Annotated in this window: 24 protein-coding genes and 3 tRNA genes; 20 read left to right on the top strand and 7 right to left on the bottom strand. The window is 54.1% G+C overall.

The features are described 5' to 3' along the window. The first annotated feature begins 35 nt into the window (after nt 1-35). The 3 genes from K7H09_RS12885 to K7H09_RS12875 all read left to right on the top strand — a co-directional run bounded on the left by K7H09_RS12885 (nt 36) and on the right by K7H09_RS12875 (nt 310). Nucleotides 36-112, top strand: a tRNA-Val gene (locus K7H09_RS12885). A gap of 22 nt (nt 113-134) precedes the next feature. After that, a tRNA-Val gene (locus K7H09_RS12880) sits at nt 135-211 on the top strand. 22 nt (nt 212-233) lie between these two features. Then, nucleotides 234-310, top strand: a tRNA-Val gene (locus K7H09_RS12875). Nucleotides 311-403: 93 nt separating this feature from the next. On the opposite strand, the gene K7H09_RS12870 is transcribed toward K7H09_RS12875, so the two are convergent. From K7H09_RS12870 to K7H09_RS12855, 4 genes are all read right to left on the bottom strand, one after another. Next, nucleotides 404-886 carry a GAF domain-containing protein gene (locus tag K7H09_RS12870; RefSeq protein ID WP_027957467.1) on the bottom strand — a complete coding sequence of 161 codons (483 nt, stop codon included), beginning with the start codon at nt 884-886 and terminating at the stop codon, nt 404-406. A 97-nt stretch (nt 887-983) separates the two neighbouring features. After that, the gene (locus tag K7H09_RS12865) at nt 984-1,775 is read right to left on the bottom strand and encodes a MetQ/NlpA family ABC transporter substrate-binding protein (protein ID WP_007114419.1); all 792 of its coding nucleotides are present in this window, start codon (nt 1,773-1,775) and stop codon (nt 984-986) included. 102 nt (nt 1,776-1,877) lie between these two features. Next, nucleotides 1,878-2,531 (bottom strand): methionine ABC transporter permease, encoded by a 654-nt coding sequence (locus tag K7H09_RS12860; RefSeq protein ID WP_022523240.1) that lies wholly within the window; start codon nt 2,529-2,531, stop codon nt 1,878-1,880. Beyond that, nucleotides 2,512-3,570, bottom strand: coding sequence for a methionine ABC transporter ATP-binding protein (locus K7H09_RS12855; protein WP_022523241.1), 1,059 nt, complete (start codon nt 3,568-3,570; stop codon nt 2,512-2,514). Before K7H09_RS12855 ends, K7H09_RS12860 begins: the two co-directional genes overlap by 20 nt. A 565-nt stretch (nt 3,571-4,135) precedes the next feature. On the opposite strand from K7H09_RS12855, the gene K7H09_RS12850 reads away from it, so the two are divergent. The 10 genes from K7H09_RS12850 (at nt 4,136) to moaE (ending at nt 12,019) form a co-directional block, all read left to right on the top strand. Next, nucleotides 4,136-4,765 (top strand): riboflavin synthase subunit alpha, encoded by a 630-nt coding sequence (locus K7H09_RS12850; RefSeq protein WP_230804825.1) that lies wholly within the window; start codon nt 4,136-4,138, stop codon nt 4,763-4,765. 228 nt (nt 4,766-4,993) lie between these two features. Then, nucleotides 4,994-6,292 carry an NCS2 family permease gene (locus tag K7H09_RS12845; RefSeq protein WP_009286934.1) on the top strand — a complete coding sequence of 433 codons (1,299 nt, stop codon included), beginning with the start codon at nt 4,994-4,996 and terminating at the stop codon, nt 6,290-6,292. A gap of 39 nt (nt 6,293-6,331) precedes the next feature. Then, entirely contained in the window at nt 6,332-6,877 is a 546-nt protein-coding gene (locus K7H09_RS12840) for an adenine phosphoribosyltransferase (protein WP_022523244.1), read from the top strand. 6 nt (nt 6,878-6,883) lie between these two features. Continuing rightward, a complete protein-coding gene (gpt, locus tag K7H09_RS12835) occupies nt 6,884-7,363 on the top strand; it encodes a xanthine phosphoribosyltransferase (protein WP_009286932.1) in 480 nt (159 codons plus the stop codon). A gap of 2 nt (nt 7,364-7,365) precedes the next feature. Next, nucleotides 7,366-8,049: a uracil-DNA glycosylase gene (gene ung / locus K7H09_RS12830; protein ID WP_009286931.1), complete on the top strand. Its 684-nt coding sequence runs from the start codon at nt 7,366-7,368 to the stop codon at nt 8,047-8,049. Nucleotides 8,050-8,144: 95 nt separating this feature from the next. Beyond that, nucleotides 8,145-8,774: a uracil phosphoribosyltransferase gene (upp, locus tag K7H09_RS12825; protein WP_009286930.1), complete on the top strand. Its 630-nt coding sequence runs from the start codon at nt 8,145-8,147 to the stop codon at nt 8,772-8,774. 91 nt (nt 8,775-8,865) lie between these two features. Then, nucleotides 8,866-10,098 (top strand): uracil-xanthine permease family protein, encoded by a 1,233-nt coding sequence (locus K7H09_RS12820; protein WP_009286929.1) that lies wholly within the window; start codon nt 8,866-8,868, stop codon nt 10,096-10,098. A gap of 70 nt (nt 10,099-10,168) precedes the next feature. Continuing rightward, a complete protein-coding gene (gene mobB / locus K7H09_RS12815; RefSeq protein WP_035537673.1) occupies nt 10,169-10,747 on the top strand; it encodes a molybdopterin-guanine dinucleotide biosynthesis protein B in 579 nt (192 codons plus the stop codon). Between the two features lie 4 nt (nt 10,748-10,751). Then, nucleotides 10,752-11,549, top strand: coding sequence for a cyclic pyranopterin monophosphate synthase MoaC (moaC, locus tag K7H09_RS12810; RefSeq protein WP_009286927.1), 798 nt, complete (start codon nt 10,752-10,754; stop codon nt 11,547-11,549). A 2-nt stretch (nt 11,550-11,551) separates the two neighbouring features. Continuing rightward, nucleotides 11,552-12,019, top strand: coding sequence for a molybdopterin synthase catalytic subunit MoaE (moaE, locus tag K7H09_RS12805; protein WP_223827940.1), 468 nt, complete (start codon nt 11,552-11,554; stop codon nt 12,017-12,019). A 43-nt stretch (nt 12,020-12,062) separates the two neighbouring features. On the opposite strand, the gene K7H09_RS12800 is transcribed toward moaE, so the two are convergent. After that, on the bottom strand, nt 12,063-13,673 hold the full coding sequence (locus tag K7H09_RS12800) for a ribonuclease J (protein WP_027957460.1): 1,611 nt from the start codon (nt 13,671-13,673) through the stop codon (nt 12,063-12,065). Between the two features lie 230 nt (nt 13,674-13,903). Here K7H09_RS12800 and purU point away from each other — a divergent pair, with 230 nt between their 5' ends. Then, a complete protein-coding gene (purU, locus tag K7H09_RS12795; protein WP_027957459.1) occupies nt 13,904-14,758 on the top strand; it encodes a formyltetrahydrofolate deformylase in 855 nt (284 codons plus the stop codon). 39 nt (nt 14,759-14,797) lie between these two features. Next, entirely contained in the window at nt 14,798-15,469 is a 672-nt protein-coding gene (locus tag K7H09_RS12790; RefSeq protein ID WP_009286924.1) for an energy-coupling factor ABC transporter permease, read from the top strand. A gap of 8 nt (nt 15,470-15,477) precedes the next feature. Here K7H09_RS12790 and lexA read toward each other — a convergent pair whose 3' ends face one another. Then, nucleotides 15,478-16,158 carry a transcriptional repressor LexA gene (lexA, locus tag K7H09_RS12785; protein WP_027957458.1) on the bottom strand — a complete coding sequence of 227 codons (681 nt, stop codon included), beginning with the start codon at nt 16,156-16,158 and terminating at the stop codon, nt 15,478-15,480. 267 nt (nt 16,159-16,425) lie between these two features. Here lexA and K7H09_RS12780 point away from each other — a divergent pair, with 267 nt between their 5' ends. From K7H09_RS12780 to K7H09_RS12765, 4 genes are all read left to right on the top strand, one after another. Beyond that, nucleotides 16,426-17,118 (top strand): TetR/AcrR family transcriptional regulator, encoded by a 693-nt coding sequence (locus K7H09_RS12780; RefSeq protein ID WP_022523252.1) that lies wholly within the window; start codon nt 16,426-16,428, stop codon nt 17,116-17,118. Then, nucleotides 17,096-17,632 carry a L,D-transpeptidase gene (locus K7H09_RS12775; protein WP_027957457.1) on the top strand — a complete coding sequence of 179 codons (537 nt, stop codon included), beginning with the start codon at nt 17,096-17,098 and terminating at the stop codon, nt 17,630-17,632. Before K7H09_RS12780 ends, K7H09_RS12775 begins: the two co-directional genes overlap by 23 nt. Before the next feature lie 63 nt (nt 17,633-17,695). Next, the gene (nagZ, locus tag K7H09_RS12770) at nt 17,696-18,733 is read left to right on the top strand and encodes a beta-N-acetylhexosaminidase (protein ID WP_041158503.1); all 1,038 of its coding nucleotides are present in this window, start codon (nt 17,696-17,698) and stop codon (nt 18,731-18,733) included. Nucleotides 18,734-18,819: 86 nt separating this feature from the next. Continuing rightward, nucleotides 18,820-19,398: a hypoxanthine-guanine phosphoribosyltransferase gene (locus tag K7H09_RS12765; RefSeq protein ID WP_009286922.1), complete on the top strand. Its 579-nt coding sequence runs from the start codon at nt 18,820-18,822 to the stop codon at nt 19,396-19,398. Between the two features lie 40 nt (nt 19,399-19,438). Here the strand turns inward: K7H09_RS12765 and ppsR are convergent, their stop codons facing one another. Continuing rightward, nucleotides 19,439-20,272: a posphoenolpyruvate synthetase regulatory kinase/phosphorylase PpsR gene (gene ppsR / locus K7H09_RS12760; protein WP_022523255.1), complete on the bottom strand. Its 834-nt coding sequence runs from the start codon at nt 20,270-20,272 to the stop codon at nt 19,439-19,441. Between the two features lie 256 nt (nt 20,273-20,528). On the opposite strand from ppsR, the gene ppsA reads away from it, so the two are divergent. Continuing rightward, on the top strand, nt 20,529-22,904 hold the full coding sequence (gene ppsA / locus K7H09_RS12755; protein WP_027957454.1) for a phosphoenolpyruvate synthase: 2,376 nt from the start codon (nt 20,529-20,531) through the stop codon (nt 22,902-22,904). Nucleotides 22,905-23,013 lie beyond the last annotated feature (109 nt).

Below are 23,013 nucleotides of genomic sequence, written 5' to 3'. Positions count from 1 at the left end.
CATCTCAGAAAGTGCAATAGAACAGATAGCGCAATAGAACCATAGCTCAGTTGGTTAGAGCGCCACGTTGACATCGTGGAGGTCGGCGGTTCAAATCCGCCTGGTTCTACCAGCCTTATGCCACACCTCTTTTCAGGACCATAGCTCAGTTGGTTAGAGCGCCACGTTGACATCGTGGAGGTCGGCGGTTCAAATCCGCCTGGTTCTACCAGCCTTATGCCACACCTCTTTTCAGGACCATAGCTCAGTTGGTTAGAGCGCCACGTTGACATCGTGGAGGTCGGCGGTTCAAATCCGCCTGGTCCTACCAGCTTTTATCAGAAACGCCCCAGGCAGTGATGCTTGGGGCGTTTTTGTGTGGGTGTTATATGGCGTTTTTTATTTTGTAGACTATGGCTTTTAACTAGCTCTTTTGAATTAGGTCGGGTAGGTCAGTTTGGCGCATAAACGTTGCTACCAGGGCCTCAATGCCTGCTTGGTCTTGTTGTGTGAAGCGCGCCTCCAGCGGGCTATCCAAATCCAGTACGCCCCATAGGTTGCCATCGACTACGATGGGAATCACCAGTTCAGAGCGAGAGTTGGCGTCGCAGGCAATATGGTCGGCAACCGCGTGTACGTCGTCCACTCGCTGGGTAGTTTGTTGGCGAGCAGCCGCGCCGCATACGCCTTTGCTAAAGGGAATCGGGTGGCAGGCGGGCTGCCCCTGAAAAGGGCCTAGACCTAACACATCAGGCTGGCGTTGAAGGTAAAAGCCTACCCAGTTTAAGTCGCTAAGCTGTTGGTGAATAAACGCACAGGTTTGCGCGCTGTTGGTGAGCCAATCACGTGTATCGAGCAGCGCTTCAAGCTGTCGATTGAGAAGAGGGTAGTCAACACTGTTTTGCATGAGGGATCCTTTGCTACAAACGCAACAGGCCGACACTTTTGCATTTGGGGTTACCTATGCGTGTCGGCCTGACGTCATCTATTGATGGCTTGCGGTATTACTCGATCCAGCCAGGAACTGCTGCGCCTTTGAATAGTTCTTCGGCTTTCTCGATCACTTCATCACGCTGATAGGCGTCGACCAGTTGACGAATCTCTTCACGCTCTTCGTCACCGCCGCGAACCGCGATCAGGTTGACGTAAGGAGACTCGGGGCCCTCTTTGATCAAGGCGTCATCCAGGCTTAGGCCAGCAGGCTGAGCGAAGGTGTTGTTGATGAACGCCATGTCGACATCGGGCAGCACGCGGGGGAGTTGGGCGGCTTCTATTTCGCGGAAACGGAAGTCGCGGGGGTTTTCAGCGATATCGATCGGTGTTGATTCGAGAAATTCTGGATCGTTAAGGGTGATCAGGCCTTCGTTGTGCATCAGGATCAGCGCGCGACCTTCATTTGAAGGGTCATTGGGCAGTGCGATTTGTGCGCCGTCAGGCAGGTCGTCGATACTGTCGTATTTTTCTGAGTAAGCACCAATCGGGTACACGAAGGTGTAACCAGCGATTGCCAGGTCATAGCCACGATCGTCGACCATCGACTGCAAATAGGGCTCATGCTGGTAGGCATTGGCATCTAGGCTGCCGTCTGCAAGGGCTGCGTTCGGGGTAACGTAGTCAGTGAACTCGATGATTTCTACATCAAGGTCGTACTCTTCTTTGGCAATGCGCGCTGCAACTTCCATCACTTCTGTTTCAGGGCCCGCAACGGTGCCCATTTTGATGCTGCGCGTTTCAGCATTGGCGACGTTAACGGCAAGCGCCAGGGCGGTAAGGCTGCCAATAATCAGTTTTTGCATGAATCTCTCCAGTGGCATTTTGATAGATGGTGCAATGATGCGGCAATAAAAAACTGTTGTCTAATGCATTTTAGTTATAATGGATGACAAATAAACGAGTGGCTACTTGCGATCGCTTTTGCGTACCAAGTAGTCGCCCAAGCTCTGAAAACCCTGCACCATGACGACCAAAATAACCACGGTAATCAGCATGATGGTTGGGTTGAAGCGGTTGTAGCCGTAGCGGATACCTAAGTCGCCGAGACCACCGCCGCCCACTGCGCCGGCCATGGCGGAGTAACTTACCAGCGTGACAACGGTAATGGTTAAACCCGTCATGATCCCGCCGCGAGCTTCCGGAATCAGCACCTTGCGAATAATTTGCCAAGGCGTTGCGCCCATGGCTTGGGCGGCTTCAATTAACCCTGGCGAGATTTCATTAAGTGCAGCCTCGACAAGCCGAGCGACAAACGGAATAGCGGCAATTGTGAGCGGTACCGACGCGGCATTAATGCCAATCGAGGTGCCCACCAACATGCGCGTAAAAGGAATGATCGCTACCATCAAAATAATAAACGGGATGGAGCGACCAACGTTGGTAATAATGCTCAGTACTTGATTAAGTACGGGCTTCGCCAATATTTGCCGTGGGCGTGTAACGTACAGCATTACCCCAAGGGGCAAGCCGACGAGGGTAGAAATAAGTCCTGAAACGGCCACCATATAAAGGGTATCCAGCGTGGCCTGTAAAATGAGATCAATCATTGCGCTGGACATGGCCGAGTACCTCCACTTGCAGTTGATGAGATTCGAGATAGTGCATGGCTTGCTGGGTTTGCGTCGGAGAGCCGAGTAGTTCCGCAATCATCAGGCCCAGGGTGCGCTCCTGAATCGACTCTACTTTTGCTTGTAAAATGCTGACATCGACCCCGCACTCTCGAGCAAGGCGGGAAATCAGCGGCGTCGAGACTGCATCGCCAGAGAAGGTTAGGCGTACCACAGGGTGGGTGTTTTCGCCTGGGGCATCAAGGAGTCTCTCAATCAGCTCTTTGGGCGGTGTTAGCTGGAGGAAGTCGTTAAGAAACTCACGACCAAGCTGGGTACGCGGAGCGGTAAAGAAGTCGCCGACTTCAGCGTCTTCCACCAGTTCGCCGTCCGAGATCAAACTCACCCGGTGGCAAATCGATTTGACCACTTCCATCTCGTGGGTGATCAGCAGGATGGTAATGCCCAGTTGGTGGTTAATATCGCGCAGCAGTTCCAGTATTGAACTGGTGGTTTGTGGGTCTAGCGCAGAGGTTGCCTCATCACAGAGCAACACCTGCGGCTTGCTGGCTAGCGCCCGGGCGATCGCCACACGCTGTTTTTGACCGCCGGAAAGCTGAGCAGGGTACTGGTTGGCCTTATCTGCCAGGCCTACCATCTCCAGGAGCGGAATAACGCGATCGCGGACGGTGTGGCGTTTTTGCCCCATTAGTTCTAGAGGCAGGGCAACGTTGTCGAACACCGTGCGTGTGGTCAATAGATTAAAGTGTTGAAAAATCATGCCAATACGGTGACGCGCACGATTAAGCGCGGCGTTACTCAGCTGGGTCATTTCCTGACCATCGACCGTGACGCTGCCGCTCGTGGGGCGCTCTAAGAGATTAACGCAGCGAATTAGCGTTGATTTACCTGCGCCGGAGAGGCCGATGACGCCGTGAATAGTGCCTTTGGGCACACTGAGAGTGGCATTTTTGAGTGCATGGACGGCATTTGCGCCGCTGCCCTTGTTGTTACTGAAATAGGTTTTACTGACGTTGCTAAGTTCAATCATAGCGTCTGCCTTAACGGTAGGCCGAAGACGGAGTGCGGGATGCGAGCTGGGGGAGGGCCAGTATCGAATAGAAAATAAAAAAGGCCACCCCAATGGGTGGCCATCAACGCTGGACACACCCGTTTAGCTGCACTTCACTCAATCAGTAGGCTAAATACTAAGCCATAGACTAGGTGGACGCCCGCAATCTGGGTACAAATCGGCGTCATTACATTTGCGGCAAAATTTTAGAGATAGGTCGCTGCCTTGTCAATTTTATCCATCTGATTTTATGTTGTAAGTCGCCGAGTCAGCATTATTTTCTGATTTTTATAAATATTTAAGTTTTTAGTTCTGTGCGTGCGTTTTTAAAGATGTGCAGCTGGATGAAGTTACCTTGAGTTGAAAGCAGCCATAGAAAAGTCAATGGCGTAGAATGGCGGGATCAAGAAACCCTCAAGGCAGAATGCACGGCGGTGAGGGAGCAGTAGGAAGCTTGCGCCATTCATTGAGCGCTTTTGCTACTTGCTCTTTACGACTTATTTGAATTACACGGCTTTTTTATTAGATGAGGAGAAAGCGCCTTATGTTTACTGGCATTGTGCAAGGGGTAGCCAGGGTTGTGGCGGTACGCGAGCTGGATGATTTTCGCGTGCATGTGTTGGAAATGCCCCCCGCGATGCGCGAAGGGCTTGAGGTCGGAGCGTCTGTTGCTCATAACGGCGTTTGCTTGACGGTAACGGCCATAGAGGGGGATAGCGTTAGTTTTGATTTGATGCGTGAAACGCTGCGATTGACTAATCTTGGTGCAATCACCCCTGGGCAATGCGTCAATATAGAGCGCGCGGCGCGCTTTGGTGATGAGATAGGCGGACACTCCATGTCAGGCCACATCATTTCCATGGCAGAAGTGGTGGCCATCGAAGAGGCGCCCAACAACCGTCGGCTATGGTTTTCGCTGCCGGAACGACTGCGCCGATTCGTGTTTGAAAAGGGCTATATCGGGGTGGACGGTATTAGTTTGACCATTGGGGATGTACGCCCCACTGAAAGTGGGGATGTGGAGTTCAGCGTCAATTTAATTCCTGAGACACTTTCGCGTACCACGCTTCAAGATCGAGCCCCCGGGGATCAGGTCAATATTGAAATTGACCCGCAAACCCAGGTGATCGTTGAAACCGTTGAGCGAGTGCTTTCTCAAAAAAGCGGCGTTTAGTAAGTGACGCGGCAATGGCAATAATCAGCTTTTTTGGTTAATGGGTTGACCGATCGGTTAGTTCATGGCCTAAAGATTGCTAGACATTAGGCGGCGGGCGATTTCCGCCAACATTGGTCGCTACGCTGAGGCGCTCGCATCACAGCGAGCGTTTCGGTAGTATGTGCGGCTTTTCTCAGCACCAGAACGCATACTCATGCGGCGTTAGCGCTAAGGATAAAAAGATTCATGAAACTTCTGGATAACTATTTCAAGCTCTCCGAGCACAAAACCAACGTGAAGACAGAAGTTATCGCCGGGATCACCACCTTCCTGACGATGGCCTATATCATCTTTGTCAACCCGAGCATTTTGTCTGAAGCGGGGATGGACTACGGCGCAGTGTTCGTCGCCACTTGCCTAGCGGCAGCGATTGGCTGTTTCGTCATGGGGATGTGGGCTAACTACCCGATAGCTCAGGCGCCAGGCATGGGTTTGAATGCCTTTTTCACCTACGGCGTGGTGCTGGGGATGGGCTATACCTGGGAAGCTGCGCTGGGGGCGGTGTTCTTCTCAGGTCTAACGTTCTTCTTGTTGAGTATTTTTAAAATTCGCGAGTGGATCATTAACTCCATTCCTATGACGTTACGGTTGGGGATCGCCGCTGGTATTGGCCTTTTCCTGGCAATGATAGCGCTTAAGAACGCCGGTATCGTGGTTGCCAACCCCGCGACCTTTGTTTCCTTAGGTGATCTTTCCCAACCCGCGGCTATTTATGCGCTGCTGGGCTTCTTTGTGATTACCGCGCTCTCTTACTTGCGAGTGACTGGTGCCGTCATGATCGGGATTTTGGGGATTACTATTGTTGCAATGGTGCTCGGCCATAATGAGTATGGGGGCCTGATGTCGATGCCACCCTCTATTGCACCTACCTTTATGGCGATGGATTTGATGGGCGCGCTGGATGTGGCGATGCTTAGCGTGATCTTTGCCTTCCTGTTTGTGGATCTATTTGATACCTCCGGCACCCTGGTAGGCGTTGCTCACCGCGGCAAGCTGTTGGACAAGGATGGCAAGTTACCGCGCATTGGTCGCGCCATGATGGCCGACAGCACCGCGTCAATGGCGGGTGCCGCCTTGGGTACTTCCACCACCACAAGCTACATTGAATCGACGGCGGGTATCGCTTCGGGTGGCCGTACTGGGTTAACGGCGGTAGTGGTTGGTGTTCTGTTCCTGATCAGCCTGTTCTTCGCTCCGCTGGCGGGTTCTATTCCGGCCTACGCTACCGCAGGTGCGCTGCTGTATGTGGCGGTATTGATGGCAGGAAGTTTGGCTCACGCGAACTGGGAAGACCCCACCGACGCCGCGCCGGTACTGATTGCCGCCCTGGCGATGCCGCTGACGTTCTCGATTGCCGAAGGTATTGCGCTTGGCTTTATTAGCTATGTAGCGATCAAGGCGTTGTCGGGCCGTTTTGCCGACCTGAATCCGGCGGTGATTATTTTGGCGTTGCTGTTTGCGACAAGATACCTTTTCTTGGTTTGATTGATCATTACCACTTTTTATTACTCAATGAGAGACGCGATGAGCATCTACGGCGACTACATTAAGTCCGTCATTCGCACGGTTCCCGATTGGCCTGAACAGGGCGTGAACTTTCGCGACATCACCCCGTTGCTGCAAAATAGCGCGGCCTTTCGCAAGCTGATCGATAGCTTCGTTCACCGCTATCAGGAAATGAACCTGGATGCCATCGCGGCCATTGATGCGCGTGGCTTTATTATTGGTGCGCCGCTCGCTTATGAGTTGGGTTGCAGCTTTGTACCGGTGCGTAAGAAGGGCAAGCTGCCTTTCAAGACCATCAGCGAGACTTATAAGCTGGAGTACGGACATTCAGAAGTGGAGCTGCACTCCGATGCGTTCCAGAAAGATGACCGTATCCTGCTGATGGATGACCTCATCGCCACCGGCGGCACCATGCTGGCCGCGGCCAACCTCATTCAGCGCAGCGGTGGTCAGGTGGTTGAGACCGCCACCATTATTGATCTGCCTGAGCTGGGCGGATCGCAGAAAATTCGCGATGCTGGTTTCAGTGTATTCGCAGTTTGTTCTTTCAACGAAGACGAGTAATGCCCCATGAGCAGCGATCGCTACCACCAACACTTCACTGTCTCCTGGGATCAGTTGCACCGTGATGTGCGCACCCTATGCCATCAAATGATCGAGCGTGATTTTAAAGGCATCGTAGCGATTACCCGCGGCGGTTTAATTCCCGCCGCGCTGATTGCTCGGGAGCTTAATATCCGGCTGATCGATACCGTGTGTATTAAAAGCTACGACCATATGGATCAGGGCGGTCTGGATATCATGAAGGGCGTCGATCATGACGGTGAAGGTTGGTTGCTGGTCGATGACTTGGTGGATACTGGCAAAACAGCGCGGGCAGTACGTAAAATGCTGCCTAAAGCTCACTTTGTGACTATCTATGCCAAGCCGGATGGTCGTCCCTTGGTGGATCAATACCTGACCGAAGTTGCCCAGCAGTGCTGGATTCAGTTCCCCTGGGATATGGGTGTTGCATACGTTGAGCCGCTTGTTGATCAAATGAAGAGGTAATAATGGCCAATCCACTTCCCGACGATTGGAGTCAGTGGCTGGGTAATGAGTTTCAGGCTGACTATATGCTGGCGCTAAAAGATTTTTTGGCGCAGCAAAAAGCTGCGAAGAAGATCATATATCCCCACTCAACGCAGTGGTTTCGTGCCTTTGAACTGACCCCGTTGAACGAAGTGAAGGTGGTTATTTTAGGCCAGGATCCCTATCACGGGCCCAATCAGGCTCACGGTTTATGCTTTTCCGTGCAGCCCGGCGTACCCGTGCCACCGTCGCTGGTCAATATCTACAAGGAGTTGGCCACTGATGTTGGTTTTACCCCCGTGCGCCACGGCCATCTGGAAGCATGGGCCAAGCAGGGCGTGTTGTTGTTAAACACTTCGCTGACTGTGGAGCAGGGCAATGCGGCATCTCATCGCGGTAAGGGATGGGAGCCCTTCACTGACCGCGCGATTGAAACCGTCAGCCAGCACGCGCCGCCGTGTGTGTTTCTGCTGTGGGGCAGTCATGCGCGCCAGAAGAAGGCGTTAATCGACCAAAGGCGCCATTTAATACTGGAAGCCCCGCACCCATCACCGCTCTCTGCGCATCGGGGCTTTTTTGGTACCCGGCATTTTTCCCAAGCCAATCAATTTCTTCAGGCGCAAGGGCGAGCACCTATCGAATGGCAATTGCCTGAAACCCCTTAACCTCGTAAGTGGTTGCGGGTAGAATACGCGCAATTTTGTGCCTAGCTGATGCAACCTTGGTTGCCATTCTGAATCCCCTGCAGTGAGGAAGTCCCATGAGTGTTTACGCCATTAACCATCCGCTTGTACAACATAAGCTGGGTCTGATGCGCGAAGTTGACCTGAGCACTAAGAGCTTTCGTGAACTGGCAGGTGAAGTCGCCAAGCTGCTGACCTATGAAGCAACTAAAGGTCTTGAGCTGGAAGATCATGAAATCCAGGGATGGAACGGTGAGCCGATTGCAACGCGCCGATTAAAAGGTAAAAAAGTCACCGTCGTACCGATTCTGCGTGCCGGGCTCGGCATGCTGGAAGGCGTAACGGATCTAATCCCGAGTGCGCGGGTAAGCGTTGTAGGTCTTTATCGCGATGAAGAGACGCTACAGCCGGTGCCTTACTTTGCCAAGTTTGCCAACGATATCGAAGAGCGCATGGCGATCGTGATAGACCCCATGCTGGCTACCGGCGGTTCGATGGTAGCAACACTGGATATGCTGCGTGAGCGTGGCTGTGAGCATATGAAGGTGATCGTTCTCGTTGCCGCCCCTGAAGGTATCAAGCGGGTGCAGGACGCTTACCCCGATATCGAAATTTACACCGCCTCAATCGATGACCGCCTCGATGAAAATGGCTACATCGTCCCCGGACTAGGTGACGCTGGCGACAAGATTTTCGGAACGCGCTAAGCATCGTTATTGACATTGCCCCTTACGCCCAGCGTCAGGGGCATTTTTTTGTATACCTGCTATCAAATCAATAATCACTAGGAATTCACTTATGCGTGAAGCTGCCAGTCAGGCTGAGTCGTGGCCAAAAGTCATTTTAACCGGCGCACAAATGCTATTTGTGGCGTTTGGCGCCTTGGTGTTAGTACCGCTTTTGACAGGACTCGACCCAAGCGTTGCGCTGTTCACGGCTGGGGTGGGAACCTTGGTATTTCATGGGGTCACCAAGCAGAGCGTGCCGGTGTTTTTAGCCTCATCGTTTGCCTTTATAGCGCCTATTCAAGGCTCTGTGGCGAGCTTTGGGGTTTCGGCGACCATGGGTGGGCTAATGGCGGCGGGACTGGTTTATGTGGCGATTTCCCAGGCTGTGCGCTTAAAAGGCACTGCCTGGCTGCATCGCTTGCTGCCCGCTGTGGTGGTGGGGCCGGTGATTATGGTGATTGGCCTGGCGCTGGCGCCGGTGGCGGTTAGCATGGCGACCGGTGAAACCAGTGACAATATCGGCTATGGCGCGGCGATTTTCTTATCAATGACCAGCTTGCTAGTCACGCTTGTGTTGGCCGTTTTTGGTCGCGGGCTACTTCGCCTAGTGCCGATTATGGGGGGCATTATCACCGGCTATTTTTTAGCGTTGCTGATGGGGGTAGTCGACTTTACGCCAGTGCATGAGGCGGCTTGGTTATCGATACCCAGCTTTACCGCACCCAGTTTTCACTGGGCTGCCATTCTGTTTATGATTCCGGTCGCGATTGCCCCAGCGGTAGAACACATTGGTGATATGGTGGCCATTGGTTCGGTGACCCGCAAAAACTACCTGGAAAAGCCTGGCCTGCATCGAACTCTGTTAGGCGATGGGCTGGCGACCAGCGTAGCAGCGCTGTTCGGCGGGCCGCCGAATACTACTTACTCGGAAGTCACCGGGGCGGTAACGCTTACTCGGGCATTTAATCCCAAGTACATGATTGTTGCCGCGATTATTGCCATTGTGCTGGCGTTTGTGTCCAAGCTTGGCGCGTTGCTGCAGACCATTCCTGGCCCGGTAATGGGCGGTATAATGACGCTGTTGTTTGGCTCCATTGCGGTGGTCGGTATGAACACACTGGTACGTGCAGGACAGTCGCTGACGGCGCCGCGCAACTTGGTCGTGGTTTCGCTGATACTGGTGTTCGGGATTGGCGGCATGCAGTTTGGTGGAGGCCAGTTTACGCTGCAGGGCGTTAGCCTAGCCGCTTTGGTGGGTATTGCGTTGAACTGGCTATTACCCCGTGAGCAAGAGGGCGAGTAGAGTCATCCTCTATAACGCTGTGTGAATCGTTAGAATGGTAGCGTGAGTGATCATCAGGAGTTTCGGCAGCATGGAAAACGAACTAACCGCACCTTTTCCCATACTGGGGATTGCTGCCTGGAGCGGTACCGGAAAAACGACGCTGCTAGAGAAGCTGTTGCCACGATTAGGGGAGTATGGCTTGAGCGTCGCTGTCATCAAGCATGCGCACCACTCGTTTGATGTCGACCAGCCCGGCAAGGATAGCTATAAGCTGCGTAGCGCAGGTGCCGCACCGATACTGGTGGCTTCCCGTCAGCGCTTTGCGCTTATGCAGGAAACCCCTGACCAGGAAGAGCCTGATTTAGCCCAGCTAATTGCCATGATGGCGCCGCACGATCCCGATTTGGTGATTGTCGAAGGCTTCAAGGCTTGGCCGATTCCCAAGCTGGTGCTATACCGCGATGGGATTGGCGATGCGGCTATTTTAACCGGCCGATGGGTTGAGGCAGTCGCGCTCAGTGCGCCACCGCCTATCGACCTGGCGGCTTCGGTGGCTCAGTTAGATCTAGACGATAGCGAAGCGGTTGCACAATGGGTAGTGACCTGGTTAAGCGCTAAAAACGATACGATGTCTTCAAAAAATATGTCTTCAAAACAGCAATGGTGACAACATGCATCTGACCCACCTTAACACCCGTGGCGAAGCCAATATGGTGGACGTCGGCGATAAGCTGGAAACCCGCCGCGAAGCAGTCGCCTCCGGGCGCATTATAATGCAGCCTGAAACGCTGAAATTGCTTAGCGATGGTGAACTGCCCAAGGGTGATGTGCTGGCCACCGCGCGTATCGCTGGTATTCAGGCGGCCAAACGTACTCATGAGCTGATTCCTCTCTGTCACTCACTGGCGCTCTCCAAGGTTTCTGTTGAGTTCGATATTGATGTGGCCGAATCCTGCGTTCATGTGACCTCGCTGTGTCGCTTGAATGGACGCACTGGGGTCGAAATGGAAGCTCTTACCGCTGTTTCGGTAGCCTGTTTGACGCTTTACGATATGTGCAAAGCGGTCGATAAAGGTATGCGTATCGAGGCTATACAACTCGACAGCAAGCAAGGTGGTCAGCGTGGCGACTACCAGCGTATGAGCACCCAGGCGCCGATTGTTACCGGTGACGGCGTAGCCGGAGAAGTCAGCTTGGGCGAGCGCTGCCCTTCACCCTGCGTGCGGGTTAAGTTTTTAGCCGAACTGCGCGAGCGGGTAGGCGAAAGTGAGACCGTCGTGAGTCTCGATCAACTGGCTAGCCGCGACATTAGTGGATTAAAAGCCGCGCTGGCCGAGCAGGATAGTCGCTTTAAACAACTCACCGACCAGCGTACGCTGTGTGCGATTAATCAGGTCATGGCCAATGACGAGGCGTTAGTGACCGATGATGACGAAGTGGCGTTTTTCCCGCCAGTAACAGGGGGGTGAGGGTGGATAATAAGCTGGATATTAAAGTAACGATTCAAGCAGCCCCGTTTCCAATGGACTACGGCTATGACGATGCCTTGGCGGGGCGTAGTGATATTGGCGCGGTGGTGTGTTTTACCGGCTTAGTGCGTGATTTTAATGAAACGCCGGACGTCACAGGGTTAACGCTGGAACACTATCCGGGAATGACCGAGCGTACGCTGACGGAGATTGGTGAACAGGCTTGGCAGCGCTGGTCGCTCCAAGCGGTGCGGATTATTCATCGTGTCGGTTACCTGGGGCCAGGCGATCCGATTGTGCGCGTACTCGTGGCCAGCGCACACCGGCGTGAGGCGTTCGAAGCCTGCGATTTTATTATGGATTATCTGAAAACCCAGGCGCCTTTCTGGAAGAAAGAGCACTCTGCCCAGGGCGAGTATTGGGTCAAAGAGCGTCACTCTGATCAACAAGATGCAGCGCGCTGGGAGTGAGACTGCCGCGTTGCTGCGCTTTTTTTCACAATAATGCGCAGCTCTAACGATTGGCGGCGTTGTCCAGGGGGATAGTCTCTGGCATTTCGGCGGCCATAATCTGTAGATGTACATCGGGCAGGTGCTGCATATGCTCCGCCAGCCACTGCACCATGCGAGGCTGTAATGCTTGGCGCAAGTCGGCAAGCGTCTCTGCTGCAATCTCCTCAAGCTGATCATCCAGCCAATCATTAAAGCTATCTTCATCCAGCGGGCTGGCCCCCGAGGCATCCAGCATCAAACGGCCAATACGCGCCCATCCAGTGTCAGTGGCCGTCACCGGCAGCGCTAAGTATAAGCTGCCGCGACGGGCCTTGTTGGCGTCGTGCACCTCAAGGCCAGGGTGGGGCACCACGCTGTTTTGACTGACTATGCAGGGCGGCTGCGGATAGCGCGACTCACAGCGCAGCCCGTGACTGTCAAAGCAAATTAGATCGCCGTTCACCGGCGTCAATGGAGCGCTAATGCCTAGCTGTTTGGCAATAGTCTGATGAGCCTGTTGGTGGCGGGCTTCGCCATGCACCGGTATGAGATGTTTTGGCCTGACCCACTGATACAGCTTGATCAGTTCATCCTGAGCGGGGTGCCCGGTAGCGTGCAGTTCAGGGTGGTTGAACTCGTCGTAGAGGTTGACACCTAAGTGCGCCAAACGCTTTTTAAGCTGTTCAATGGGGCGCTCATTGCCAGGAATGGCTTTAGCCGAAAAAATAACGTTATCGCCCGGCTGAAGATCCACAAAAGGGTGGCGACCCTGGGCGAGGCGCTGTAGCGCAGCTCGGGGCTCACCCTGGCTACCGGTGGCGATAATCACCACTTCATCCGGGGGAAGATAGCCTAAGTCATGATTGGGCACCAAAGGCGGTAAATCATCCATATAGCCGAGCCCCCGGGCAACGCTGACCATGCGCTCCATTGAACGGCCCATCAAGCTAATGCGTCGGCCACACTTCTGAGCGGCGCGCCCTATCGCTAACACCCGGGCAAGGTTACTGGCAAAGCAGGAGACCACCACCCGGCCCTGGCAGTTGCTGAGGGTTTTTGTCAGGGCGCGGGCGACGTCCCCCTCGCTGCCGGAGTGCCCGGGCATGGGGGCGTTAGTGGAATCGCCCACTACCAAGTCAACCGGGGCAAGCGCCTTGAAGAGGGCTGCACTGATCGGCGTGCCGATAATCGGTTCAGGGTCGAGTTTCCAGTCGCCGGTATGTAAAACGCGATAGCCACCGGCCATCATTATTAGCGCACAGCTTTCGGGAATGGAGTGGGTTAAAAGTAAATAGCGCAGCGTGAATGGCCCGCTCTCTAGGGCCTCGCCAGGTTCAATGACATGGATAGCCGCACCGCTAAGCTGATGCTCGGCAAATTTTAGCCGCAACAGGCCTGCCGCCAGCGGGGTGGCGTAAATGGGGCAGTTCCACATCGGCCATAGCCAGGCTGCGGCACCAATGTGGTCTTCGTGACCATGGGTGATAAATAGCGCTTTGGGCACGATCCCTAGTGCTTTCGGCGTATCAAGATTGGGTACCTGCAGCGGCGAGTTGGGAAGATCCTGGCGGATCATCATGCCGCAGTCCACGGCTATCCAGTGATCGTCATAGCCGTATAGCGTTAGATTCATTCCAATCTCACCGCATCCCCCCAGCGGCAAAATGCGCAGCGGTGGACGACGACGGGGACGAATTTGAACGCGTGGTGAATGCATCTGTTATGAAAAACCTAAAAAGTAGTGTCTTAACTATACGGGAAGGCAGGGGCAGCTAACAATCATCCACGGCCTTCCGATACACTATGCGACCTAAGCCGCTGGTTTGTCATAATTAACTTAGCAATAGGTCAAGAGTAGCTCACATGTCTCATTATTATCGTTTAGTAGTTTCCTGTCCTGACCGGGTGGGTATTGTTGCACGGGTATCGAGCTTTATTGCCCAGCAGGGCGGCTCCATTACCGAAGCTAGCCAGCACTCCGATTTAGAAACCGGCTGCTTTTTTATGCGCTACGAAATTCTGGCGGATTCGGTAGGTATGTCGGCGGAAGCGCTGAGCGCGGCATTTGAACCGATAGCCAGCGAATTCAATATGCAGTGGTCGCTGGTGGATACCCAGCAGCGTAGGCGCGTCGTGCTGATGGTGTCGCGGGAGTCACATTGCTTGGTAGATCTACTTTACCGCTGGCAGGCGGGGGAACTGGATTGCGACATTGTCGGGGTTATCTCCAACCATGATGATATGCGTTCGCTGACGGAGTGGTACGGTATTCCTTATCACCATGTACCGGTCGACCCCGACGATAAGCAAGCATCGTTTGCCAAGGTTCAGGCCGAAATCGACAGTGCCCGCGCCGACTGCGTGGTGCTGGCGCGCTATATGCAAATACTGCCCCCTGAGCTGTGCGCGCGCTATGCGGGGCGAGTGATCAATATTCACCACAGCTTTTTGCCCTCTTTTGCCGGGGCTAAGCCCTACCACCAGGCCTACCAGCGGGGGGTTAAGCTGATTGGCGCTACCTGCCACTATGTGACCGAGGAACTCGACGCAGGCCCCATCATCGAACAGGATATCCATCGCGTTAGCCACTGTCATACGCCTACTGATCTAGTCCGCTTTGGTCGTGATGTGGAGAAAGCCGTGCTCGCTCGCGGTTTGCGTTGGCACTTAGAGGATCGTGTGTTGGTGCATGGCAACAAGACAGTGGTATTTAGCTAAGTACTCTATAATGCCCGCCCATCAACCTGAGAGGCCGCCATGTCATTTGCGCAAAGTGTATTAGCGCCCTGGGCGCTGCTGCTCACCTGGCTACTCTCGTTAGCAGTGATCGCATGGGCGCTTTGGGGGCGGCCCTGGCAGGTGTTGATAGCGGATTCAGCGCTTCAGCACCGCTGGCTGGGTGCTACGCTGGCGGTGATGCTGATGTGGCAGCTTCGTGCCCAGGCTGTTGATTGGCTAACGCTACACCTTGTTTTTACAGTATTGATGACACTCGTTTTTAAAGCGCCATTAGCGCTGATTAGCAACGTGCTGATCAACATTGCCATGGTGGTGATTGGCCGCAATGAGTGGATGTTGCTGGGGGCAAATGTGCTGGTTACCGGGATCGTCCCGGCGGCCGTTATTGGCACGGTATGGCGGCTGGTAGATCGCCGCCTGCCGGATAACTTGATGGTATTTCTGTTTGCCTGCGGCTTTTTTGGCGCGGCGCTGGCAACGCTGGGAGGAGGCTTGGCGGCGGTAGTGCTGATTATCGTCGCGGGTACAGACCCTGAGGCGATCTATCTCGCCCAGGAGTATGCGCGTTTTTTACCACTGCTAATGCCTTCAGAGGCATTTATTACTGGCATGCTGCTGAGCATCCTGCTGGTCTATCACCCAAACTGGGTGGCCACCTTCAATGACCACCGCTATATCGACCTGCAGTAGCGGATTTATTAGCCGAGTGCCTGGCCGTTGCCACCACGAATTACGCCGACTCCAACGCCTTCAATATCGAGCGCTTGAGAGCGCAGGTCGATTTCAATGGGCGCAAAATCAGGGTTCTCTGCAAACAGCGTCACTTGATGCCCCTGGCGTTTGAAGCGTTTAACCGTTACTTCATCGTCCAGGCGGGCAACCACGATCTGGCCATCGCGAACCCGGTCAGTGCGATGAACCGCCAGTAAATCACCTTCCAAAATGCCAATATCCTTCATGGAAAGGCCGCGTACGCGCAGCAGATAGTCAGCTTTGGGAGTGAAGTACTCGGCCGGTAGCGGGCAGTAGCGATCAATATGTTCGGCGGCCAAAATGGGGCTGCCGGCAGCTACTTCCCCGATCACAGGCAGGCCAGTGGGTGGGGCTTCCACGTTGGTTGTGGGTAAGGCGGGGACTGCGCTATCCAGGACTTCTTGAGGTTCCTGGTTGGGCAGGCGGATGCCGCGAGAGGTGTTGCGGATAATGCGAATAACGCCTTTGCGTTCCAGCGCGCGCAGGTGCTCTTCAGCCGCATTGGGTGAGCGGAAGCCAAGTGCTTTGGCAATCTCGGCGCGGGTAGGAGGGTAGCCAAATTCGCCCATGGTCTTAACGATAAAATCAAACACGTGCTGTTGGCGAGCGGTTAGCGGACGCGACATACCAGACTCCATAAATAGTGAATAGACAGTAACAAGTTAAATGTCGACTTAATCAATAAGTGTTTAAGTATACAGTATGTTCCTCTGTCCAGTATATGGCTTGTCAGTGCCTATTGCCGATGTCTATGCAATTTTTCTAATCGTTTGAAACTAAGTTTCTGCTTATTTAATACGTCACATTTTGTCAATAAATCAAGCGTTGAGCCCGCCTACGTTATGGCATAGTATTTTGCTATGTTTTAAACACCTGTTTCCCTGGAGAGCGACATGGCTCAATCTGATACGGTGACCCGTATACTCGACACCGCCGAGGTGCTGTTTGCAGAGCGGGGTTTTGCTGAAACTTCGCTGCGCAACATCACTAGCAAAGCGCGGGTTAACTTAGCCGCTGTTAATTACCATTTTGGTTCCAAAAAAGCCTTGATTCAGGCCGTTTTTGCCCGCTACCTGGATCCGTTTAGTCAGCGCTTTCATACTGCGCTAGATGAGCTCGAGGGCCAACACGCCGGGCGCGTTATCCCGCTGGAAACACTGCTCGAGACCATGGCAACTACCGTTCTCGCGGTGCCCGCCGAGCGCAATAGTTTGAAAGTGTTTATGCGCCTGCTGGGTCTTGCCTACAGTCAAGCACAGGGACATCTAAGACGTTATATCCAGGAAGAGTATGGCGATGTGTTTACACGCTTCACCGAGCTTGTGCGCAAAGCAACGCCGGATCTGCCTGACGCCGAGCGTTTTTGGCGGCTACACTTTGTGCTCGGCACGGTAATCTTTACCCTGTCTGGCCTTGATGCGCTACGCGATATCGCGGAGAAGGATTACCACGAGCAGGTCTCTGTGCGTGATTTGGTCAGGCGATTGCTCCCGGTAGTGGTGGCTGCTATGAATGCGCCGTTACCCATAGCCCTTGACGGTGCCAAGCCAGAAGAAGGAAAACATGCGAACTCCTACGCTAGCTGAGCTACCTCCAACGGAACATATCTGGCTGGAGATTGATACTACCGAACAGTTGCTGCGCTGTTGGCGAGGGCCAAAAGTGCTCCATGAGTGTTCTATTTCATCCGGTGCTGCCGGAAGCGGGGAGCGCAATGGCAGTGGTAAAACCCCCCGCGGGTGGCACTATGTGCGCGCGGCCATTGGCGGAGATATGCCCGAAAATGCGGTGTTTCGAGGTCGCCGCTGGACGGGCGAGACATTTTCGCCCGAACTCGCCGAAGAGCATCCAGAGCGTGACTGGATTCTGACCCGCATACTGTGGCTGTGTGGCTTGGAAAAGGGCGTGAACCGCGGTGGTCAGGTTGACTCGCAACGGCGCTATATTTACCTGCACGGGACGCCGCCTGACGAGCCCATGGGCGTTGCTGCGTCCCACGGCTGTATTCGTTTACGCAATCCTGATCTGCTCTATATCTTTTCGTTAGCGTTGCCGGGTACCCCTGTTTGGTTGCACGGTGGCCGCCAGTCCTTTGATTGATCAGATTTTGACACCGCTAGACGATCGTCTAGAATCATCGCCCCTTTTCATGGACCTATCACGATGACTCAACCGTTAGGCCCGGTCATGCTTGACCTTGAAGGCCCAAAATTGACGGCTGCAGAAAAACGCTTGCTTCTAGAACCGACGGTAGGGGGCGTAATTTTGTTTGCCCGCAACGTTGAAAATGGCTATCAGGTTCGCAAGCTCTGCAGCGATATTCGCCGTGTGCGTGCTGATTTACTGCTTGCCGTGGATCAAGAAGGCGGTCGCGTTCAGCGCATAAAAGAGGGGTTAACACGCCTGCCTGCCATGGCGCGTATCGGCGAGTGTTACCGCGCTGCCCAGGGAGAGGGGCTGGCGTTAGCTAAAGATGCCGGCTGGTTGTTAGGGATGGAGATGGCTGCCTGCGGTCTGGATCTGAGCTTCGCCCCGGTACTTGATGTGGAGAGCGGTCTATCCAGCGTTATTGGTGATCGTAGTTTCAGCAGTGACCCACAGCACGTAGCCCAGCTGGGCAATGCATTTATTCAGGGGCTTCACGATGCCGGTATGGCCGCTGTGGGTAAGCACTTTCCCGGCCACGGTGGTGTCGCGGCGGACTCACACGTTGCATTGCCGATAGACGATCGCCCGCTAGAAGTGATGAAACAGCACGATCTTGTGCCCTTTACCCAGTTAGCTTCACAGTTAGATGGGATTATGCCTGCACACGTTATTTATAGTGCTTTTGATACGCGCCCAGCAGGCTTTTCACCCAACTGGTTGGGCATGCTGCGGGAATCGCTAGGCTTCAAAGGCTGCATTTTTTCAGATGACCTGAGTATGGCCGGCGCCCACGAGGCGGGAGACCCCAAAGCGCGTGCCCAGGCAGCGCTGGCAGCAGGCTGCGATATGCTGCTGGTATGTAATGACCGAGCCTCCGCGCTTGAAGTGATGGAGGCATGCCACGGAATCAATTCTAAGCGCCCCGCTAAGTTGCGCTATAGCCGTGCGCGCCCAGACCTAGATGCGCTGAGTGCATTGGGCCGTTGGCGTCGTACCCACGCTAAGCTGGAAGCGCTAGCGGATAAGCCCCAGTCCAGCGCGGAAGCCGAGTAAGCCCAGTGCGGAAGCAGAGTAAGCCCAGCGCTGAATAAATCTCTTACTTAAATAAATGAAGTTTTAACCCGCCGTGGAGTTGGTAGATGTCAAAGTTGGATAAAGAAGCATTAGAGTCGCTGGACTCGATGCGTGAGCTGATGGATAACGCCGACTGCCTAATTTCTCAGCAAGAGGTAGAGCGGGCGCTGGATCGTATGGCGGAAGAGATTACTCGGGATTTAGGCGATAAGCTGCCGGTTTTTTACTGCGTAATGAATGGTGGCTTGATTACCACCGGTCATCTGCTTACCCGCTTGGGCTTTCCGCTGGAAGTAGATTATTTGCATGCCACTCGCTACCGCAACGAGCTGCGCGGCGGCGAGCTTTTTTGGCGCGTTTCCCCTGAAGTGCCCATGGCGGGCCGTCACGTAGTGATTGTTGACGATATCCTGGATGAGGGAGCGACCCTGGCGGCCATTTTGGCTTACTGCGAAGAGGCCCAGGCCGCCAGCGTTACCACAGCGGTGCTGGTCGATAAACAGCACAACCGCAAAGCAGTGCCTGGGTTGAAAGCCGACTACTGCAGCCTGGAAGTTGCCGACCGTTATGTGTTTGGCTTTGGTATGGATTACAAAGGCTACTGGCGCAACGCGCCGGGAATTTTTGCCCCCAAAGGCATGTAATCCACTGGGGGCTTGCGTAGTTTTTGTAGTAGTTTTTACATTAGCGGGGCGAGAAACGCCTCGCTAAGCCGGTTTCAGCAATCATCCGCGTTGAAATCTCCTCCACCGAGAAGCGTGTCGCATCGATGAAGGGAATGTGCATGGTGCGGTAGAGCGACTCGGCCTGTTCCACTTCTTGTAGGCACTGATCCATCGAGCTATAGCGGCTATTGGGGCGTCTCTCGTTGCGAATTGCCGACAAGCGTCGCGCATCGATGGTTAACCCAAACAGCTTTTGCCGATGGGGCACGAGCGCCTTGGGTAGCTTCAGCATGCCATCTTCGTCTAAATCGTCTTCCGTCAGCGGGTAGTTAGCCGCCCGAATGCCAAACTGCAGCGCCAGATAAAGCGAGGTAGGTGTTTTGCCGCAGCGCGAGACGCCAACCAGGATGATATCCGCTTTATCGTATTGGTGGGTGCGTGCACCGTCATCATTATCCAGCGCGAAGTGGACGGAGTGGATACGATCCATGTAGACATCATCGCTGCCTATCGAGTGAGTGCGCCCAACGCTGTAGGAGGAGTGGGTCTCTAGTTCTTGCTCTAAGGGCTCCAGAAAGGTGGAAAAAATATCGACCTTAAAGCCGGACGCCTTACGAATAACGTCGCGTATTTGTTGATCCACAATGGTGTCAATGATAATGGGGCGATGACCATCCCGGTTGGCTGTCGACTCAATAATCGCTGCTAACGCCTGCGCTTTTTCCAACGTATCGATATAGGGCTTGGTCTGCATATCGATCTCAACATCGCTGAACTGGGCCAGCAAGCTACGTCCTAAACTTTCCGCCGTGATGCCGGTACCATCTGAAATAAAAAAAGCCGTACGTTTCATAACTAAGTCCACGGGTGAGTGATACGGCTATTGTGAGCCGAGCTGTTTGTCAGCACAACGTGTCATCATTGGGCGTTTTGGCGGGCTCAAATGTATCTGACTACATAAATAGCCCAAAAAGCCCTGCTGTTGTAAAAATCCTCCACTCTCTTCGCTATTAGACCAATGGCGAATATATTGGCGTGGTGCTAGGGTGTCTCAATCAATTATCCATGATCGTCAAGGTCATGCAGATATCTATGAGCGAGGGGGTTACGTGGAAGAGTACATTCTGTGGTTCGATCAGCTGGGCATGGCGGACGTCGAACGCGTAGGTGGTAAAAACGCCTCGCTGGGTGAAATGATTTCTAACCTGTCCGGTGCTGGCGTGACGGTTCCTGGCGGTTTTGCCACCACCGCCCACGCTTATCGTGAATTTCTCTCCCACGAAGGATTAAACGAGCGCATTAATGCCACCCTGGCCCGTCTGGACGTCGATGACGTTAAAGCGCTGGCTGAGGCGGGCCGCAATATACGCCAATGGATCATCGATACGCCGCTACCTCCTACCTTTGAATCGGCCCTGCGCGATGCCTACGGCCAGCTGCAGCAACAGCACCCGCAACTGAAAGTAGCCGTGCGCAGCTCAGCCACCGCGGAAGATCTACCCGACGCTTCCTTTGCAGGCCAACAGGAAACCTTCCTGAATATCGAAGGCTTCGACAATATCAAGCGTGCAGTGCACGAGGTTTTTGCCTCGCTGTTTAACGATCGTGCGATCTCCTACCGAGTGCACCGTGGCTACGCCCACGAAAATGTCGCCTTGTCGGCGGGCGTTCAGAAAATGGTGCGTTCAGAGACCGGTGCGGCAGGCGTTATGTTTACCCTGGACACCGAATCCGGCTTTAAAGACGCCGTTTTTGTCACTGGCTCCTGGGGCTTGGGCGAAACCGTGGTGCAGGGTGCAGTCAATCCCGACGAGTTCTACGTGCACAAGCCGACCCTGGCGGCGGGCCGCCCGGCGGTGCTGCGCCGTAATTTAGGTTCCAAGCTGATCAAGATGGTTTATGGGCAGGATGCCAGCGCCGGTAAATCGGTTGAGACCGTCGATGTGCCCCATGCCGACCGCGGCCGCTTCTGTATCAACGATCAGCAAGTGATGGATCTGGCCCGTCAGGCGATGACTATCGAGCAGCACTACCAGCGGCCCATGGATATTGAGTGGGCGTTAGATGGCGATGATGGTCGGCTTTACATCGTCCAGGCGCGTCCTGAAACGGTGGTCTCTCAGCAGGAGGGCGGTAAACTCGAGCGCTTCCAGCTGCGTGAAAAGGGTCGTACGTTAATAACCGGCCGAGCGATTGGTCAACGTATTGGCCGGGGTACCGTCAAAGTCGTGCTCAGCCCTGATGACATGGATAAGATCCATGATGGCGATATCCTGGTCACCGATATGACCGACCCGGATTGGGAGCCGATCATGAAACGTGCTTCCGCGATCGTCACCAATCGCGGTGGGCGTACCTGTCATGCGGCGATTATCGCCCGTGAGTTGGGTATTCCCGCTGTCGTTGGCTGTGGTGATGCGACTACCCAGTTAAAAGAGGGTATCGATGTCACGGTTTCTTGTGCGGAAGGCGATACCGGCAATGTGTATGAAGGGCTGTTGGAGTTTGATTGCAAAGTCTCCAGCGTCGATGCGATGCCGGAAATCCCCTTTAAAATTATGATGAATGTGGGCAACCCTGACCGCGCCTTTGGGTTTGCCAGTCTGCCTCACGCAGGCGTGGGTTTAGCGCGTTTGGAATTTATCATTAACCGCATGATCGGCGTCCACCCTAAAGCGCTGTTGGAGTACGACACGCTGCCGGTTGATTTACAGCAGGTGATCGATTTACGTACTGCGGGTTACACCGACCCGGTCAGCTTCTATGTCGATAAACTGGTTGAAGGTATCTCCACGCTAGCGGCAGCGTTTCATCCCCAGCGCGTCATCGTGCGGCTGTCCGACTTTAAATCCAACGAATACGAAAACCTGATTGGCGGCAAACTCTATGAGCCGGGGGAAGAGAACCCCATGCTCGGTTTCCGGGGGGCATCGCGCTACATTTCAGAGGCGTTCAGGCCCTGCTTTGAACTCGAGTGCCGAGCGCTCAAGCGGGTGCGTGAAGAGATGGGCTTCGAGAATATCGAAATCATGGTGCCCTTTGTGCGTACCACCGACGAAGCACGTGAGGTGGTAGAGCTGTTGGCGGCTAATGGCCTCGAACGTGGCGGCCCCACAGGGCTTAAAGTGATTATGATGTGCGAGCTGCCCGCCAACGCACTGCTGGCCGATGAGTTCCTTGAGTATTTTGATGGTTTCTCCATTGGTTCAAACGACCTGACCCAGCTAACGTTAGGTTTGGATCGTGATTCCGGCATCGTGGCGCATCTGTTTGACGAGCGTAATGGGGCGGTTAAAAAGCTCCTGGCCATGGCCATTCAAGCCTGTAAGGCGAAGGGCAAATATGTTGGTATCTGCGGACAGGGGCCGTCAGACCATCCTGACTTGGCTAAATGGTTGATGGAGCAGGGTATCGATTCTGTATCACTCAACCCCGATGCGGTGCTGGAAACCTGGTTTATGCTGGCAGGGCAAAAAATCGACTAATCGAGCCTACCCTAGTTTTTACTTTACGCCCGGCCATTGTGCCGGGCGTTGATGTTTTAATAGGCTACTCTTTTGGAGTGGTTTTTTAACTTGTCATGGAGAGCGCTGA

The organism is Halomonas sp. IOP_14 (assembly GCF_021021315.1).
Classification (GTDB): domain Bacteria; phylum Pseudomonadota; class Gammaproteobacteria; order Pseudomonadales; family Halomonadaceae; genus Vreelandella; species Vreelandella titanicae.
The sequence above is the reverse complement of the archived record's forward strand: the minus strand, read 5'-3'. Positions and strand labels throughout refer to the sequence as shown.

Bases quoted from the DNA above. Each gene is read 5' to 3' on its own strand.
- K7H09_RS12845 (WP_009286934.1), top strand. From the start codon at position 4,994: ATGAAACTTCTGGATAACTATTTCAAGCTCTCCGAGCACAAAACCAAC.
- K7H09_RS12800 (WP_027957460.1), bottom strand. From the start codon at position 13,673: ATGAATCTAACGCTATACGGCTATGACGATCACTGGATAGCCGTGGAC.
- K7H09_RS12855 (WP_022523241.1), bottom strand. From the start codon at position 3,570: ATGATTGAACTTAGCAACGTCAGTAAAACCTATTTCAGTAACAACAAG.
- nagZ (WP_041158503.1), top strand. From the start codon at position 17,696: ATGACTCAACCGTTAGGCCCGGTCATGCTTGACCTTGAAGGCCCAAAA.
- ppsR (WP_022523255.1), bottom strand. From the start codon at position 20,272: ATGAAACGTACGGCTTTTTTTATTTCAGATGGTACCGGCATCACGGCG.
- gpt (WP_009286932.1), top strand. From the start codon at position 6,884: ATGAGCAGCGATCGCTACCACCAACACTTCACTGTCTCCTGGGATCAG.
- lexA (WP_027957458.1), bottom strand. From the start codon at position 16,158: ATGTCGCGTCCGCTAACCGCTCGCCAACAGCACGTGTTTGATTTTATC.
- K7H09_RS12775 (WP_027957457.1), top strand. From the start codon at position 17,096: ATGCGAACTCCTACGCTAGCTGAGCTACCTCCAACGGAACATATCTGG.
- K7H09_RS12870 (WP_027957467.1), bottom strand. From the start codon at position 886: ATGCAAAACAGTGTTGACTACCCTCTTCTCAATCGACAGCTTGAAGCG.
- K7H09_RS12850 (WP_230804825.1), top strand. From the start codon at position 4,136: ATGTTTACTGGCATTGTGCAAGGGGTAGCCAGGGTTGTGGCGGTACGC.
- K7H09_RS12860 (WP_022523240.1), bottom strand. From the start codon at position 2,531: ATGTCCAGCGCAATGATTGATCTCATTTTACAGGCCACGCTGGATACC.
- K7H09_RS12780 (WP_022523252.1), top strand. From the start codon at position 16,426: ATGGCTCAATCTGATACGGTGACCCGTATACTCGACACCGCCGAGGTG.
- mobB (WP_035537673.1), top strand. From the start codon at position 10,169: ATGGAAAACGAACTAACCGCACCTTTTCCCATACTGGGGATTGCTGCC.
- K7H09_RS12865 (WP_007114419.1), bottom strand. From the start codon at position 1,775: ATGCAAAAACTGATTATTGGCAGCCTTACCGCCCTGGCGCTTGCCGTT.
- ung (WP_009286931.1), top strand. From the start codon at position 7,366: ATGGCCAATCCACTTCCCGACGATTGGAGTCAGTGGCTGGGTAATGAG.
- K7H09_RS12840 (WP_022523244.1), top strand. From the start codon at position 6,332: ATGAGCATCTACGGCGACTACATTAAGTCCGTCATTCGCACGGTTCCC.
- upp (WP_009286930.1), top strand. From the start codon at position 8,145: ATGAGTGTTTACGCCATTAACCATCCGCTTGTACAACATAAGCTGGGT.
- K7H09_RS12820 (WP_009286929.1), top strand. From the start codon at position 8,866: ATGCGTGAAGCTGCCAGTCAGGCTGAGTCGTGGCCAAAAGTCATTTTA.
- K7H09_RS12790 (WP_009286924.1), top strand. From the start codon at position 14,798: ATGTCATTTGCGCAAAGTGTATTAGCGCCCTGGGCGCTGCTGCTCACC.
- moaC (WP_009286927.1), top strand. From the start codon at position 10,752: ATGCATCTGACCCACCTTAACACCCGTGGCGAAGCCAATATGGTGGAC.
- K7H09_RS12765 (WP_009286922.1), top strand. From the start codon at position 18,820: ATGTCAAAGTTGGATAAAGAAGCATTAGAGTCGCTGGACTCGATGCGT.
- purU (WP_027957459.1), top strand. From the start codon at position 13,904: ATGTCTCATTATTATCGTTTAGTAGTTTCCTGTCCTGACCGGGTGGGT.